Below are 15,269 nucleotides of genomic sequence, written 5' to 3'. Positions count from 1 at the left end.
TCGACATCCTCCGTGGGAGCTGGCCTGACAGGCCTTCGACAGCTAACCACCGAACGGATACTAGGTTCCCGAATCCGAACGGCGGCTGAACGATCCCCGGCAAAATCGTGGCAGTCATCGACCATTCAGGTTAGATGCAGCACAGTAGCTCGCCCAAGGGCCAAGTCTGCCGTTGCCGATGTCACGAAACCGACATCACCGGCGCGGCAACTTGTCCCACCTCTTGCTGATGTAGTCTCGATGCGTGCGATCAGGACCAACGCCATCCGCTCTCGCCTGCGCGTTCTCCTGGCTTACCTTGCCGGCCTGTGCGCCATTGCGGGCTTCACGGCGAATAGCGCCCTCGCCGCCGACGAACCTCGGCCTCCGCTCGCGATCCAGTTTTCGCTGGATCGTCCGATCGATGCCGCGGCGGCGCCGTTCGTGATGGCGGCCGCCGGCGGCCTGTTCAGCGCGGAAGCTCTTGCGGTCACGACCAACATCGCCAGCGGATCGTCGGACGCGATTGCGCGCGTCGCGGCAGGCACCAGCGATTTCGCCCTGGTCGACATCAACGCATTGATGCGGTTTCGCGACAAGGACAAGCAGGGTGGCCCCAGAATCAAGGCCGTGTTCGTGCTGTTCAACAAGGCGCCCTACGCCATTATCGCCCGCAAGAGCCGTGGCGTCCGCGCGCTGACCGACATCGAGGGCAAGACTCTCGGCGTCGCCGAAGGTGACCTGTCGGTCCGATTATGGCCGGCGGTAGCGCAGCAGAACGGCATCAAGATCAAGAGCGTGAAGCAGAGCAGCATCAGTGCCGCGGTGCGCGAGCCGATGCTGTCGGCGGGCCAAATCGATGCCGTGACCGGATTCTCCTATCTGTCGGCGATCAATCTGAAAGACCGTGGCGTGCCGGCCGACGACCTGGCGGTGCTGAAATTCGGCGACTATGGCTGCGAGGCCTACGGCTTCGCTGTTATCGCCAACCCGGCGCTGATAGCCGCCAAGCCCGAGGCGGTGAAAGGATTCCTGCGAGCCGTCATCGGCGGGTTGCATCTCACGGTCAAGGACCCCGAAAGCGCAGCGGGCGAGGTCGCAAATCGCATGGACGGCGGCTCGAAGGACCTCGAACTCGAGCGGCTGCAAAGCATCCTCCGTGACTACATCCTGACCAGCGAAGTGAAACGCAACGGCATCGGCGCCATCGATCCGGCACGCTTTGAACGCTCGATCGATCAGGTCGGGGAGGACTTCAAGTTTCAGAGGCGGCCGCAGGCCTCCGACATTTTCGACGACCAGTTCCTGCCGCCGCTCAACGGGCGGCTGATTAATTGAGTGAGCGCTCTCTTCGCGCCGCCAGTGCTCGCGGCTTATCCCTCTCCCCAATCCTCACCCGCAAGGGGGAGGGAGCCCATCCAGCGGGGCCTCCCTCACGATGCAAACAGATCCAGCAGTGGGTGTAGCGCGAAGTGAGGTGAGTACGCTCGTTAGGCGCCCTCCCCCTTGCGGGCCCCTTGCGGGGAAGGGTGGGGAGAGGGATAAACCGCTTGCTCGAGCGCCTGACGAATGCACCTGCCTCACTAGTCGTCCCAAGCGATCCCGGCTTACAATGGGCGATTGAATCGTCTTGCGAGTCCTCATCTGATGTCCATGCTGCGCCTTTACATCCGCGTCCTCGAGCTGCTCGGCAAGGAGGCGCGGCTGGGCTGGATTCTGGCCGTCGCCAATCTCTTGCTGGCCGGGGCGCAGTTCGCCGAACCGGTGCTGTTCGGCAAAATTGTCGACGTGCTCTCCGGCAAGCCGCAGAGCGGAATGCTGGCCTCGAACTCGGCCTGGCCGCTGCTGGCGGCCTGGGTTGTGTTCGGCCTGTTCACGATCGGCTGCAGCGCCGTCGTCGCGCTCCACGCCGACAAGCTGGCGCACCGGCAGCGCCAGGCGGTGCTGACGAACTATTTCGAGCATATCATGCAGCTGCCGCTGACCTTCCACACCGGCACACATTCCGGTCGCTTGATGAAGGTGATGCTGAACGGTACCGACTCGCTCTGGCGGCTCTGGGTTGCCTTCTTCCGCGAGCATTTTGCTGCCATCCTGTCGCTGGTGGTGCTGCTGCCGCTGGCGCTTTACATCAACTGGCGGCTGGCGATCCTCTTGTTCGTGCTGTGCGTGATATTCACCGTGCTCACCACGATGGTGGTGCGCAAGACCTATGGCATGCAGAGCGAAGTCGAGGCGCAGTACAGCGATCTCTCGGCACGCGCGTCTGATGCGCTCGGCAACGTCGCACTGGTGCAGAGCTTCGTGCGGATCGATGCGGAGGTTCAGGGCCTGCGTTTCGTCGCCGACAAGCTGCTCGCCGCGCAGATGCCGGTGCTAGGCTGGTGGGCTCTAATAACCGTCATCACCCGCGCCTCCACCACTATCACCGTGCTCGCGATCTTTACCGTCGGTATCTACCTGCACGCGCAGGGACAGACGACGGTCGGCGAGATCGTGATGTTCGTGAGCTTCGCGACCATGCTGATCCAGAAGCTCGAACAAGTGGTGAGCTTCATCAACAGCGTGTTCATGGAGGCGCCCCGCTTGCAGGAATTCTTCGACGTGCTGGACGCTGTGCCTGCAGTGCGCGACCGGCCCGGCGCGGTCGATACCGGGCGGCTCTCCGGCCTCGTCGAATTCCACGACGTCTCGTTTTCCTATGACGGCAAGCGGCCCGCGGTCGAAGACGTTTCGTTTACCGCGCTGCCCGGCCAGACCATCGCCCTGGTCGGCCCGACCGGCGCCGGCAAGTCGACGGCTATCGCGCTCTTGCATCGCGCCTTCGATCCGCAATCCGGCATCATCAAGATCGACGGCATGGACATTCGCGCGTTGAAGCTGACGGCGCTGCGGCGGAACATCGGCGTGGTGTTCCAGGAGGCCTTGCTGTTCAACCGCTCGATCGCGGACAATCTGCGCGTCGGCAAGCCCGACGCTAGCGACGAGGAAATGCGCATCGCCGCAAGCCGCGCGCAAGCGCTGGAATTCATCGAGCGCAGTGAGAAGAAATTCGAGACCCATGCCGGCGAGCGCGGCCGGATGCTGTCGGGCGGCGAGCGCCAGCGCCTGTCGATCGCCCGCGCGCTGCTGAAAGACCCGCCCATCCTGATCCTCGACGAGGCGACCAGCGCACTCGACGCCGTCACCGAGGCCAAGGTCAACGCCGCCCTCGACGAGGTGATGAAGGGCCGTACCACCTTTGTGATCGCGCACCGGCTTTCGACGATCCGCAACGCCACCTGCATCCTCATGTTCGACAATGGGCGGGTGATCGAAAGCGGAACTTTCGATGAACTGGTGGTCAAAGGCGGACGCTTTGCGGAACTCGCAAAGGCCCAGTTCATGGTGCAGGAGAGCGCACGCGCTGGAATCGGCGTCAAATAGCGCAGCAAAGCCGCCGTTGCGGTTCAAAAAACCGTCGAAATTGCGCCCATTTCATCCACGATTTAGTTGCCGAGCCTCTGTTCTGGATCGGCAAGCCGGTATAGGTTTGCGCCTGTCGCAAAGCGACGGCCCGGACACGCTTGAAACCCGAACGATAGATCTAGAGGACCTCCTTTTCGAAGGCGGGTCTCCAAGGACCGGAACGGAAAAGTGCATTTTCTTCGCCCGTTGCTTCGCGCTTCCTCATTGAACCTGATTTTCCTGGCGACGGCGCTTGCCGTCATAACGCCGCGCGCGGTGCACGCCGAAGCGCTGCTGGTCGTTGAAGCCGATACCGGCAAGGTGCTGCAGGCCGACAATGCCACCATGCCCTGGTATCCCGCCTCGGTGACCAAGATCATGACCGCCTACGTCACGCTGAAGGCGGTGAAGGAAGGACGTCTGTCGCTCGACACGCTCTTGACGGTATCACCAGTCGCCGCCTCGCAGTCACCGTCCAAGATGGGTTTTCGTCCGGGCATTCAGGTCACCGTCGACAACGCGCTGAAGATGATGATGGTGAAGTCGGCCAATGACATGGCCGTGGTGCTCGCCGAAGGCGTCGGCGGATCGGTCGACGGTTTCTCGGCCATGATGAACCAGACCGCGCAAAAGCTCGGCATGACGCAGACGAGCTACGTCAATCCGAACGGCCTGCCGGCTGACGGACAGATCACCTCGGCGCGCGATCTCGCGATCCTGGCGCGTGCCGTCATTCGCGACCTGCCGGAATACGAATACTTCATGCACATCCCGTCGATCCGCTACGGGCGCAGGGTGACGCAGAATTTCAACAAGCTGATCGGACGTTATCCCGGCGCCGACGGTTTCAAGACCGGCTTCATCTGCGCTTCCGGCTACAATCTGGTTGCGTCCGCAACGCGTAACGGCAAACGGCTGATCGCCGTCGTGCTCGGCGCATCCTCAGGCCAGGCGCGCGCGGTTCGCGCGGCACAATTGCTGGAGCGCGGCTTCGGCGGCAACGGGCTGGGCTGGCTGAAGCCCGCGCTCGGCACCGTGGAGAATCTCGTTCCGATCGACGCATCGCCGCCGAACCTGCGCGACGAGATGTGCAACGGCAAGCGCAAGCGGCCGGCCACCGACGAGGATGCGGACATCGTGGCCTCCAATGGCAGCACGTCGACCGGCGAGAGTGCGGTCACGTTCTTCACCGCCGGGCTGCAGCCGCCGTTGGGCAAGCCCTCGGAATTGCTGGCGGCCGCAGCGGAGCCGTCCGAGCCCGTTCCGGTCTATACCGGTCCGACCAAGTCCGGACCTGCGTTGATCGCGGCTGTTGCGGCGGACGCCGAGAAGCAGACGCCGGCCAAGCGCGGCAAGAAATCGAATATTGCAGCGAAGAAGCCCGACGCCGCAGCACCAAAGGCCGAAGCCAGCGCGAAACCGGCAGCCAAGCCTGCTGCAGTCCGGCATGCGAACGCCAAGCCGGAGGCCGCCGCCAAGCCGGCCGCTGCGGCCGAGAGAAAGCCTACAGTTTCCGCCGACAAAAAGCCGGCCGCCAAGCCCGCTGCCGTCGGGGACAAGCCCGCGCCGAAGCCGGCCAAGCCGAAGGCCGCCGCTAAACCCAAAGGCGAAAACAAGCCGGCTGGTTAACGGCCCACGAAGGCACGTAATTAGGCAGTTTTCCTGCCGGCCGGCTGAACGATTCCAGATCTCTGAAATGCGTCGATAGCGCGCAGCCGCTTGCCATCGGCGGCGGCATTCACAATACTGCCCAAAACAAGGCATGGCTGGCCGAGAAACAGGGAGCCATAGCGTTTTCGAGCGAAGTGGGTGCCGGTTCGCGTCAAGAAAACGCGTCAAAACAAAATGAGAGCACGGATCTGATGCAATCAGAGCCGTGCTCAAAACCAGAGGGGAAATACCATGGAGCGGATCTGGCTCAAGCAATATCCGGCCGGCGTGCCAGCCGATATCGACGTCGCCCAGTACTCGTCGCTGGTCGAACTGTTGGAAGAAAGCTTTGCGAAGTTCGCCGAACGCAAGGCGTTCATCTGCATGGACAAGTCGATCAGCTACCGCGAGCTCGACCAGATGTCGGCCGCGCTCGGCGCTTACCTGCAGAGCAAGGGGCTGCAGAAGGGCGCCCGCGTCGCACTGATGATGCCGAATGTGCTGCAATATCCGGTCTCGACCGCCGCCGTGCTGCGCGCCGGCTATGCCGTAGTAAACGTCAACCCGCTCTACACGCCGCGCGAGCTCGAGCATCAGCTCAAGGATTCCGGTGCCGAGGCGATCGTCGTTCTGGAGAATTTTGCTACCACCCTGCAGCAGGTGATCGCGAAGACCTCCGTGAAGCACGTGATCGTCGGCAGCATGGGCGATCTGCTTGGCTTCAAGGGCGTCATCGTCAACCTGGTGGTACGCAAGGTGAAGAAGATGGTGCCGGCCTGGTCGATCCCGGGTGCGGTCTCGTTCAACGAGGCGCTGGCCGCCGGCCGCAGCAAGAAGCTCAACAAGCCGCAGCTCACGCGTGAGGACGTCGCTTTCCTGCAATACACCGGCGGCACCACCGGCGTCTCCAAGGGCGCCACCCTGCTCCACCGCAACATCCTGGCCAACGTGCTGCAGAACGACGCCTGGCTGCAGCCGGCGCTGAAGAAGCCGCCGCATGTCGACCAGCTCTTCATCGTCTGCGCGCTACCGCTCTATCACATCTTCGCACTGACGGCTTGCTTCCTGATGGCGGTGCGGGCCGGCGGCGTCAACCTCCTGATCCCGAATCCGCGCGACATACCGGGCTTTATCAAGGAGCTGCAGAAATACCAGGTCAACAGCTTCCCGGCGGTCAACACGCTCTATAACGCCCTGCTCAACGCACCCGGCTTCGACAAGGTCGACTTCTCCAAGCTGAAGACCTCCTTCGGCGGCGGCATGGCGACGCAAAAGGCGGTCGCGGAGAAGTGGCTGAAGGTCACCGGCTGCGCGCTGTCGGAAGGCTATGGCCTGTCCGAGACCTCGCCGGTGCTGACCTGCAACCCCGCCGACACCGACCAGTTCTCCGGCTCGATCGGCATTCCCGTGCCGTCGACTTACATCTCGATCCGCGACGACGACGGCAAGGAAGTGCCGCTCGGCCAGCCCGGCGAGATCTGCGCCAAGGGACCGCAGGTGATGGCCGGCTACTGGAACCGGCCGGAAGAGACCGCGAACGTGATGACCGCGGACGGCTTCTTCCGCACCGGCGACATCGGCGTCATGGACGAACGCGGCTACACCAAGATCGTCGATCGCAAGAAGGACATGATCCTGGTCTCGGGCTTCAACGTCTATCCGAACGAGATCGAGGAAGTGATCGCCGGGCATCCAGGCGTGCTCGAATGCGCTGTGATCGGCGTGGCCGACTCCAAATCCGGTGAGGCGGTTAAGGCCTTCATCGTCAAGAAAGACCAAAACCTTTCGACCGATGACGTCATCAAGTACTGCACCACGCAGCTCACTGCCTACAAAGTCCCCAAGCAGATCGAGTTCAGGACCGACCTGCCGAAGACCAATGTCGGCAAGATCCTGCGCCGCGAACTTCGCGACGAGAAGAAGGCCGCGGCCTGAGGGGCCCCGGGATCTCTCGATATGACCGAGACTAACGTCGCGCCAGCCGACATTCTGGCGTTCTGGCGCGAGGCCGGCCCTGATCGCTGGTACACGCGCGACGACGCTTTCGATGCGGAGGTGCGCCGGCGCTTTCTCGGCCTGTGGCAGACAGCGGCGGCCGGCGAATTATCGTCATGGGAAACGAGCGATGATGGCGCGCTGGCGCTCGTCATCGTGCTCGACCAGTTTCCCCGTAACATGTTCCGCGGCGACGCGCGGACCTATGTCAGCGACCACCTCGCGCGCGAGGTGGCGCACCGCGCCATCGAACGCGGCGTCGATACACGGATCGATCCTACCTTGCGCGAATTCCTCTATCTGCCCTTCATGCATTCCGAGCACCTCTCCGACCAGTTGCGCTGCATCGAGCTATCGCGCGCGGCCGGCCACACCGAAAGCCTGAAATGGGCCGAGCATCACGCCGACATCATCCGGCGGTTCGGCCGCTTCCCCCATCGCAACTGCCTTTTGGGCCGCGCCACCACACCGGAGGAGCAGGCATTCCTCGATGAAGACGGCTTTTCGCCCTGATGACGCAAGCGTGAACGGCCTTAACCGTTGCCGTTTCCCTTTCTCCGAATATTGTGCCGGCCACCTGCCCGGTCTAAGACGATATCCGCTCATTGAGGGAGAATTGACGATGACGATCCAAGTTGGCGACAAGCTGCCGGAAGCCAAGTTTCGCGTGATGACCGCGGAAGGCCCGCAGGTCAAAACCACCGACGATATTTTCAAGGGCAAGAAGGTCGCGCTGTTCGCGGTACCCGGCGCCTATACCGGCACGTGCCACAAGATGCACCTGCCGAGCATCTTTCTCAACGCCTATGCCATCAAGGACAAGGGCGTGAACACCATTGCCATCGTCTCCGTCAACGACGCCTTCGTCATGAACGCCTGGAAGCGCGACACCGACCAGCGCGACGAAGCCGTATTCCTCGCCGACGGCAATGCCGACTTCACCAAGGCGATCGGCATGGAGCTCGACGCCTCCGGCAATGGGCTGGGCATCCGCTCCAAGCGCTACTCGATGTTGGTGGAAGACGGCGTGGTGAAGAAGCTCAACCTCGAGCCGGCGCCCGGCAAGGTCGAGGTTTCCGGCGGCGATACGCTGCTGGGGCAGTTGTAACTTTCTCCGTCATCGCGAGCGAAGCGAAGCAATCCATAGCGCGGCAACGCAGAAAGCTGGATGCTTCGTCGCTTCGCTCCTCGCAATGACGATGGATGGACGCTTCTTCCCTTCTCCCCTTGTGGGAGAAGGTAGCGCGAAGCGCCGGATGAGGGGTTCTATCCGCGGACGCAGACGCTTCAGACGAGAACACATATCCGCGGAGAGAACCCCTCACCCGTCTCGAATGAGCTTCGCTCATTCGATCTACCCTTTCCCACAAGGGGAGAGGGAAGAGCTACTTCCCCACTCTCTCCTGCAGCCTCGCCATCGCCACGCCCTCGCGCGCCAATTGATCGGCGCGCTCGTTTTCGGCGTGGCCGGCGTGGCCCCTGATCCAGTGCCAGCGCACCTCGTGCGGTTTCAGCGCGGCGTCGAGGCGCTGCCAGAGATCGACGTTCTTGACCGGCTTCTTGTCCGCGGTGCGCCAGCCGTTCCGCTTCCAGCCATGGATCCAGCCGCTGATGCCCTGACGGACATACTGGCTGTCGGTGGTGAGATCGACAACGCACGGTTTCTTCAGTGCTTCCAGTGCCGAGATCGCCGCCATCAGCTCCATACGGTTATTGGTGGTATGCGGCTCGCCGCCCTTCAACTCCTTCTCGGTCTCGCCGAATTTCAGGATCGCGCCCCAGCCGCCGGGGCCGGGATTGCCCGAGCATGCGCCGTCGGTGAAAACCGTGACGTGAGGCAATTCGCTCAAGCGACGCATCCCGCTTGCGTCAAACCGTAATCGCGCACGCTGGAAACGCTTTGGTGAAAGCGCAGCTTGCGGACGTATTCGAGCGGGTCCTTCGGCTTCACCAGCGCGCCCGGCGGCACGTTGAGAAAATCGACCAGCCGCGTCAGCAGGAAGCGCAGCGCCGAGCCGCGCGCCAAAAGCGGCAGCGCTTCCTGTTCGGCTTCGGACAGTTGCCGCTCGCGGCTATAGGCGTTGAGCAGCGCCCGCGCCTTGGTGACGTTGAAGGAATGATCCGGCTCGAAGCACCACGCGTTCAGGCAGATCGCGATGTCGTAGGCCAGGATGTCGTTGCAGGAAAACGGGAAGTCGATCAGCCCCGACAATTTGTCGCCGAGGAAGAAGACGTTGTCGGGAAACAGGTCGGCATGGATGACGCCGAGCGGCAGATCTTTCGGCCAGTGCGCATCGAGGTGATCGAGTTCGCGCGCGATGAAGTCCTGCAAGCCAGGTGCGACGCTGTCGGCGCGCGGTGCCGCGAGATCGAACAACGGTCGCCAGCCCTCGACCGACAACGGGTTCTTGCGGAACATCGGAAAGTCCCGCCCCGCCAGATGCATTTTCGCGAGCGCCTCGCCGACACCGGTGCAATGCGCGGCGTTGGGCCGTCGCGGCCACATGCCCTCGAGGAAATTGATGACCGCCGCGGGACGGCCGGCCAGTTCGCTGTAGACTTCACCCTTGCGGTTTCGGGCCGGCTGCGGGCAATGCACGCCGCGCTCGGCCAGATGCGCCATCAACGACAGGAAATATGGCAAATCATCCACCGCGACCCGCTTTTCGTACAGCGTGAGGATGAAAGCGCCCTTGGTGGTGTGCAGCAGGAAGTTGGAATTCTCGACGCCCTCGGCGATGCCCTTGTAGGAGAGCACCTCGCCGATGTCATAACCCTTGAGAAACTCCGCGAGATCTTCGGCGGCGACGTCGGTGTAAACCGCCATGGCAATACCTTAATGAGTAAACCTCAGGCGGCGTCGGGTCGCAATGAGCGCGGCAGCGGGAAGAATTCGTTCTCTTCCGCGGCCGAGACCGTCTCCACATGCAGCTCATAGCGCTCGGCGAACGCGCCCATGATTTCTTCGACGATCACTTCCGGCGCCGACGCTCCGGCCGTGATGCCGAGGCTGCTGATGCCCTCGAAGCGTGACCAGTCGAGATCCGAGGCGCGCTGCGCCAGGATCGCGATCTTGCAGCCCTCGCGTTCGGCGACTTCGCGCAGGCGCTGCGAGTTCGACGAGTTCGGCGCACCAACCACGATCAGCGCATCGACCACCGGCGCCACCTTCTTCACAGCAAGCTGGCGGTTGGTGGTGGCGTAGCAGATGTCTTCCTTGTGCGGGCCGTTGATGTTCGGGAAGCGCTCCTTGAGAAGAGCTACGATCTCGGCGGTGTCGTCGATCGACAGCGTCGTCTGCGTCACGAAAGCGAGGTTGTCCGGATCCTTCGGCGCGAACGTCTTGGCATCGTCAGCGGTCTCGATCAGCGTCACCGCGCCTGTCGGCAACTGCCCGAGCGTGCCGACCACCTCGGGGTGATGGGAATGCCCGATCAGGAGGATTTCACGGCCGCGCTTGAAGTGTATCGCAGCCTCGCGGTGCACCTTGGTGACCAGCGGGCAGGTCGCGTCCAGTGAAAAGAAGTTACGGGCGCGAGCGTCGGCCGGCACAGATTTGGGAACTCCGTGGGCCGAAAATACCACCGGGGCGTTGGTATTATCGGGGATTTCGGCCAATTCCTCGACGAAAATCGCGCCCTTGGTCTTCAGGCTGTCGACCACGTAGCGGTTATGCACGATCTCGTGCCGGACATAAACGGGGGCGCCATAGATGGCGAGCGCCCGCTCCACTGTATCGATGGCCCGCACCACCCCGGCGCAGAAACCACGGGGGGAACAAAGCACGATTCTGAGGTCTGGTTTGGCTGGCGTTGACACAGAAGGCATTGGGGCTATCTCGGGGACCGAATCACCCCTTGCCGGCGGGCAGGGAACGGCCAATTCGAATAAGGACTTGGGACTGCTTTTGGGCTGTGTCAAGGCACTTTAGCAGACCATTGCGCCAATGGGGCTGGAAGGCGTATATAGCGCCTAATTCCCGTCATCACCGATGACCACAGGCTTCGCCTCCTAAAAAGAGGTGGGCGAGGCACAAAGGAGATTTGCCATGAGCAATGCACCGCTGATGCCCAAGGCGACGGCCGTGTGGCTGGTTGATAACACCGCGCTGACCTTCGACCAGGTGGCTGATTTCACCAAAATGCACCCTCTCGAAGTCCGCGCTATCGCGGACGGCGACGCCGCCCAGGGGATCAAGGGCATGGACCCGATTTCCACCGGGCAATTGACCCGCGACGAGATCGAAAAGGGCGAAAAGGACCCGAATTACCGCCTCAAGCTCGGCGAGAGCAAGGTGGTGCTGCCGCCGGCGGCCAAGAAGAAGGGCCCGCGCTACACTCCGGTGTCGCGCCGCCACGAGCGGCCGAGCGCGATCCTCTGGCTGGTCCGCAACCATCCCGAGCTGAAGGACGCGCAGATCATGCGCCTGGTCGGCACCACCAAGACCACCATCGCAAGCGTCCGCGACCGCACCCACTGGAATGCCTCGACGCTGACTCCCATGGACCCGGTGACGCTCGGCCTGTGCTCGCAGATCGAGCTCGATTTCGAGGTGCAGCGCGCGGCGAAGGAAAAGCCGGTGCCCGCGGCCTACGGCGGCGCCACCCTGCTCCCGGCCTCCGAGACCACGAAGAAGGAGCCGGAATTCGAGCCGAGCGAGAAGACGGAAGACGACCTCAACGTCGATGCTGTGTTCGCCAAGCTGAAGAATATCGGCGGCAAGAAGCAGGACGAGGAAGAGTAAGCGCTTCCTATATTCGGGCTGCGAGATTTCAAACGCGGCGGGGTCACCTGCCGTGTTTTTGTTGCGGCGAACACTGCGGGCGGCTGGTTGCGCTTCAACCGTACTTCAGCTTCATCAAGAGAATTCCGCCGGCCAGGACGATCGTAATCGCATTCGCAACGATCAGCGGCGCATCTCCGGAAAGCAGGCCGTACAACAGCCAAAGCAGGATGCCGAGCACCATGACAAGAAACATGCCCAGCGAAATGTCGTCCGTGGAGCGGGTTCTCCAGACTTTTACGAACTGCGGGGCATAAGCGAGAGTCGTGCACGTTGCAGCGGCAAACCCCAGCAGCTTGATTGCAAACTGTTCCATGCCGGTCTTATAGCATCGTTCGAAGATGGTTTGCCAAGGACGACCGGGTGAGCCGATGCCCCTCATGCCTTTTTCAAGAACTCCGTGCGCAGCACTAGGCCCTTGACCTTGTCGGTGCGGCCTTCGATTTCGTCACCATTGTCGGTGAGGTGGATGTTCTTGATCACGGTGCCGCGCTTGAGCACGGTGGAGGAGCCCTTCAGCTTCAGGTCCTTGATCAGCGTGACGCTGTCGCCTTCGGCGAGCAGCGCGCCGCTGGAATCCCTGACCCTCATGTCCATGTGATGCTGTCCTTGCAAAGCGGCCGTCATACCCCGCGAAGGCGGGGTATCCAGTACGCCGCAGCCCATCCGTTTAATAACTGATTTCTCTGGAATACTGGATCACCCGCTTTCGCGGGTGATGACAGTTGTGTGGGCTAGCCCAATTCGATCTCGTCGTTCACTTCATGCGTGAGCGCGACGCCGCCGATGGTCAGAACCATCTTCGCCGGCAGCTTCTCGTGGCCCTTGAGCTTGCCGGACTCAATGGCGTCGCGGACCGCCTTTTCGATCTCGCGCTGCGAGGTGACGCCGACTTGCTTCAGAAACTTGCGCAGGCTGGTGTTGAAGACGTCTTCGTTCATGGTGGCCTCCCGTTATGGCCTCGTCGGATTGTTCAGCATCTGCTCGGCGAGATTGCGCTGGGCGCGATCGGCGCGGGCGTTGGCGTTGCCGCGCTGCACGTCGCGGTTCTTCCGGCAGTTGACGTAGTCATTCGAGCCCACCGCGACATTGTTGGCGCGGCAGAACGCGTCGTCGTCGGCGCTGGTGTCGACCATGGTCGGCTGGCCGCGCTCGAGGCAGCCGGCGAGCAGCGGGGCAGCAATGATGAGGGCGGCGAATTGCCTTGCGAGTCCAGACTGCATGCGCAGGCTCCCGTTTTTCGATCTCGTCATTGCCGGGCTTGATCCGGCAATCCATCGAAAAGATGGCAGCCTGCTTTGAAGATGATGGATGCCCAGGTCAAGCCCGGGCATGACGAGGAACTGCCGTCATTCCGGGGCGATGCGAAGCATCGAACTATGGTGCGCACTTGCGCGCCTGAGAATCTCGAGATTCCCCGGTGTGCAATTGCACACCTGAGGTCTGGTGCTTGCGCACCATCCCGGAATGACGGTCACAGCAATCATACCCTGCCCTTCAGTGCATCGCCGATTTCATCCAGCACCTTGGGGTCCTCGATGGTGGCCGGCATGGTCCAGCTTTCGCCGTCGGCGATCTTCTTGATGGTACCGCGCAGGATTTTTCCCGACCGCGTTTTCGGCAATCGCCCGACGGTGATGGCGAGCTTGAACGCCGCGACCGGGCCGAGCTTGTCGCGCACCAGCGCCACGATCTCCTGTTCGATTTCGGCCGGCTTGCGCGTCACTCCGGCCTTCAGCACCAGGAATCCGCAAGGCACCTCGCCCTTGATCGCGTCCTTGATGCCGAGCACGGCGCATTCGGCGACATCGGGGTGGGAGGCCAGAATTTCTTCCATGCCGCCGGTGGAGAGCCTGTGGCCGGCGACGTTGATGATGTCGTCGGTACGGCCCATCACCCAGATATAGCCATCCTCGTCCTTGTAGCCGGCGTCCGAGGTCTTGTAGTAGCCGGGGAATTCGGTGAGGTAGGCTTCCCTGAACCGCTCATCCTGCCGCCACAGCGTCGGCAGGCAGCCGGGCGGCATCGGCAGCTTGATCACGATCGAGCCCATGGTGCCCGCAGGCACCGGCTTGGACGCCTCGTCGACCACGTCGACCTGATAGCCCGGCATCGGCACCGTGGGCGAGCCGTGCTTGACCGGCAGCATTCCCAAGCCCACCGGATCGCCGGCGATGCACCAGCCGGTTTCGGTCTGCCACCAGTGATCGATCACCGGCACCTTCAACTGCGCTTCCGCCCATTCCACCGTCGGCGGATCGGCGCGCTCGCCGGCCAAAAACAGCGTGCGGAATTTCGACAGATCGTGTTTGCGGATGAACGCGCCGTCAGGATCTTCCTTGCGAATGGCGCGGAAGGCGGTCGGCGCGGTAAACAAGGCGACGGCCTTGTGTTCCGAAATGACGCGCCAGAACGCGCCGGCGTCGGGCGTGCCGATCGGCTTGCCCTCATACATGATTGAGGTCGCGCCGTGAATCAGCGGTCCATAGACAATGTAGCTGTGGCCGACCACCCAGCCGATGTCGGAACCGCACCACCAGACTTCCCCGGGCTTGACGCCATAGAGATTGAACATCGACCATTTCAGCGCGACCAGATGCCCGCCATTGTCGCGCACGACGCCCTTCGGGATTCCCGTGGTGCCCGACGTGTAGAGAATATAGAGCGGATCGGTCGCCAGCACCGGCGTGCACGGCGCGGTCTTGCCGGCGTCGAGTGCCGCGCGGCGCAGCGTCGCCCAATCGTGATCGCGGCCGGCCGTGAGTTCGCAAGTCTGCTGCGGCCGTTGCAGGATGACACAGCTCTCGGGCTTGACACTGGAGAGTTTGATTGCCTCGTCGAGCAGCGGCTTGTATTGCACGATTCGGCCGGGCTCGATCCCGCAGCTCGCCGAAAAAATCAATTTCGGCTTGGCGTCCTCGATCCGCGTTGCAAGCTCCTTCGCCGCAAAGCCGCCGAACACCACACTGTGCACCGCGCCGATGCGAGCACAGGCCAGCATCGCAAACACCGCTTCCGGCACCAGTGGCATATAGAGGATGACGCGGTCGCCCTTGGCGACGCCGAAATCGGCCATCACGGCGGCAAGCGCCTGCACCTCCTTGAGCATCTCGGCATAGGTGAATTTCGAGATGGAATTGGTGAGCGGCGAATCGTGGATCAGGGCCACCTGATCGGCGCGTCCGCCCGCGACATGGCGGTCAAGCGCGTTGTAGCAGGTGTTGACCACCCCTCCGGCGAACCAGCGGCCATAGGCGCCCATCGAGGGATCGAATATCTTTTTGGCCGGCTCGATCCAGTCGATCTCGCGCGCCGCCTCGGCCCAGAACCCTTCCGGGTCAACCAGCGAGCGGGCGTGGACCTCGTGGTAGCGGCTGTTGTCCTGGATGTTCATGGCGCACTCCCGGTCTTCGCC

Annotated in this window: 15 protein-coding genes; 7 read left to right on the top strand and 8 right to left on the bottom strand. The window is 62.6% G+C overall.

Annotation, left to right across the window (positions count from 1 at the left end):
- Positions 1–240 precede the first annotated feature (240 nt).
- The 6 genes from HCN58_RS11345 (at position 241) to HCN58_RS11320 (ending at position 8,179) form a co-directional block, all read left to right on the top strand.
- Positions 241–1,317, top strand: a complete 1,077-nt coding sequence (locus HCN58_RS11345; RefSeq protein ID WP_171579399.1) for an ABC transporter substrate-binding protein — start codon at positions 241–243, stop codon at positions 1,315–1,317.
- A gap of 309 nt (positions 1,318–1,626) precedes the next feature.
- A complete protein-coding gene (locus tag HCN58_RS11340) occupies positions 1,627–3,405 on the top strand; it encodes a glucan ABC transporter ATP-binding protein/ permease (protein ID WP_171579398.1) in 1,779 nt (592 codons plus the stop codon).
- Between the two features lie 210 nt (positions 3,406–3,615).
- Positions 3,616–5,055, top strand: a complete 1,440-nt coding sequence (locus HCN58_RS11335) for a D-alanyl-D-alanine carboxypeptidase family protein (protein ID WP_171579397.1) — start codon at positions 3,616–3,618, stop codon at positions 5,053–5,055.
- A gap of 273 nt (positions 5,056–5,328) precedes the next feature.
- Entirely contained in the window at positions 5,329–7,011 is a 1,683-nt protein-coding gene (locus tag HCN58_RS11330; RefSeq protein WP_171579396.1) for a long-chain fatty acid--CoA ligase, read from the top strand.
- A 21-nt stretch (positions 7,012–7,032) separates the two neighbouring features.
- Complete coding sequence (locus HCN58_RS11325) at positions 7,033–7,584, top strand: DUF924 family protein (protein WP_171579395.1); 552 nt, start codon at positions 7,033–7,035, stop codon at positions 7,582–7,584.
- Positions 7,585–7,693: 109 nt separating this feature from the next.
- Positions 7,694–8,179, top strand: a complete 486-nt coding sequence (locus HCN58_RS11320) for a peroxiredoxin (RefSeq protein WP_028348108.1) — start codon at positions 7,694–7,696, stop codon at positions 8,177–8,179.
- A 277-nt stretch (positions 8,180–8,456) separates the two neighbouring features.
- On the opposite strand, the gene rnhA is transcribed toward HCN58_RS11320, so the two are convergent.
- Genes rnhA through ispH form a run of 3 tightly spaced genes read right to left on the bottom strand, consistent with a single transcriptional unit; the run spans position 8,457 to position 10,899 of the window.
- Complete coding sequence (gene rnhA / locus HCN58_RS11315) at positions 8,457–8,930, bottom strand: ribonuclease HI (RefSeq protein WP_171579394.1); 474 nt, start codon at positions 8,928–8,930, stop codon at positions 8,457–8,459.
- Positions 8,918–9,898 (bottom strand): homoserine kinase, encoded by a 981-nt coding sequence (locus HCN58_RS11310; RefSeq protein ID WP_171579393.1) that lies wholly within the window; start codon positions 9,896–9,898, stop codon positions 8,918–8,920. The genes rnhA and HCN58_RS11310 overlap by 13 nt, the downstream gene beginning before the upstream one ends.
- Positions 9,899–9,921: 23 nt before the next feature.
- A complete protein-coding gene (gene ispH, locus HCN58_RS11305; protein ID WP_171579392.1) occupies positions 9,922–10,899 on the bottom strand; it encodes a 4-hydroxy-3-methylbut-2-enyl diphosphate reductase in 978 nt (325 codons plus the stop codon).
- Between the two features lie 220 nt (positions 10,900–11,119).
- Between ispH and HCN58_RS11300 the strand changes: the two genes are divergently transcribed.
- Positions 11,120–11,815, top strand: coding sequence for a DUF1013 domain-containing protein (locus HCN58_RS11300; RefSeq protein WP_065726691.1), 696 nt, complete (start codon positions 11,120–11,122; stop codon positions 11,813–11,815).
- 94 nt (positions 11,816–11,909) lie between these two features.
- Here the strand turns inward: HCN58_RS11300 and HCN58_RS11295 are convergent, their stop codons facing one another.
- The 5 genes from HCN58_RS11295 to HCN58_RS11275 form a co-directional block, all read right to left on the bottom strand.
- Positions 11,910–12,170 (bottom strand): SemiSWEET transporter, encoded by a 261-nt coding sequence (locus HCN58_RS11295; protein ID WP_171579566.1) that lies wholly within the window; start codon positions 12,168–12,170, stop codon positions 11,910–11,912.
- 62 nt (positions 12,171–12,232) lie between these two features.
- The gene (locus HCN58_RS11290; protein WP_171579391.1) at positions 12,233–12,451 is read right to left on the bottom strand and encodes an alkylphosphonate utilization protein; all 219 of its coding nucleotides are present in this window, start codon (positions 12,449–12,451) and stop codon (positions 12,233–12,235) included.
- Between the two features lie 137 nt (positions 12,452–12,588).
- Complete coding sequence (locus HCN58_RS11285) at positions 12,589–12,795, bottom strand: DUF6494 family protein (protein ID WP_171579390.1); 207 nt, start codon at positions 12,793–12,795, stop codon at positions 12,589–12,591.
- Between the two features lie 12 nt (positions 12,796–12,807).
- Positions 12,808–13,077, bottom strand: coding sequence for a hypothetical protein (locus HCN58_RS11280; protein WP_171579389.1), 270 nt, complete (start codon positions 13,075–13,077; stop codon positions 12,808–12,810).
- Between the two features lie 260 nt (positions 13,078–13,337).
- Positions 13,338–15,248 carry a propionyl-CoA synthetase gene (locus tag HCN58_RS11275; RefSeq protein ID WP_171579565.1) on the bottom strand — a complete coding sequence of 637 codons (1,911 nt, stop codon included), beginning with the start codon at positions 15,246–15,248 and terminating at the stop codon, positions 13,338–13,340.
- Positions 15,249–15,269 lie beyond the last annotated feature (21 nt).

The organism is Bradyrhizobium australiense, assembly GCF_013114825.1.
Classification (GTDB): Bacteria; Pseudomonadota; Alphaproteobacteria; order Rhizobiales; family Xanthobacteraceae; genus Bradyrhizobium; species Bradyrhizobium australiense.
The sequence above is the reverse complement of the archived record's forward strand: the minus strand, read 5'-3'. Positions and strand labels throughout refer to the sequence as shown.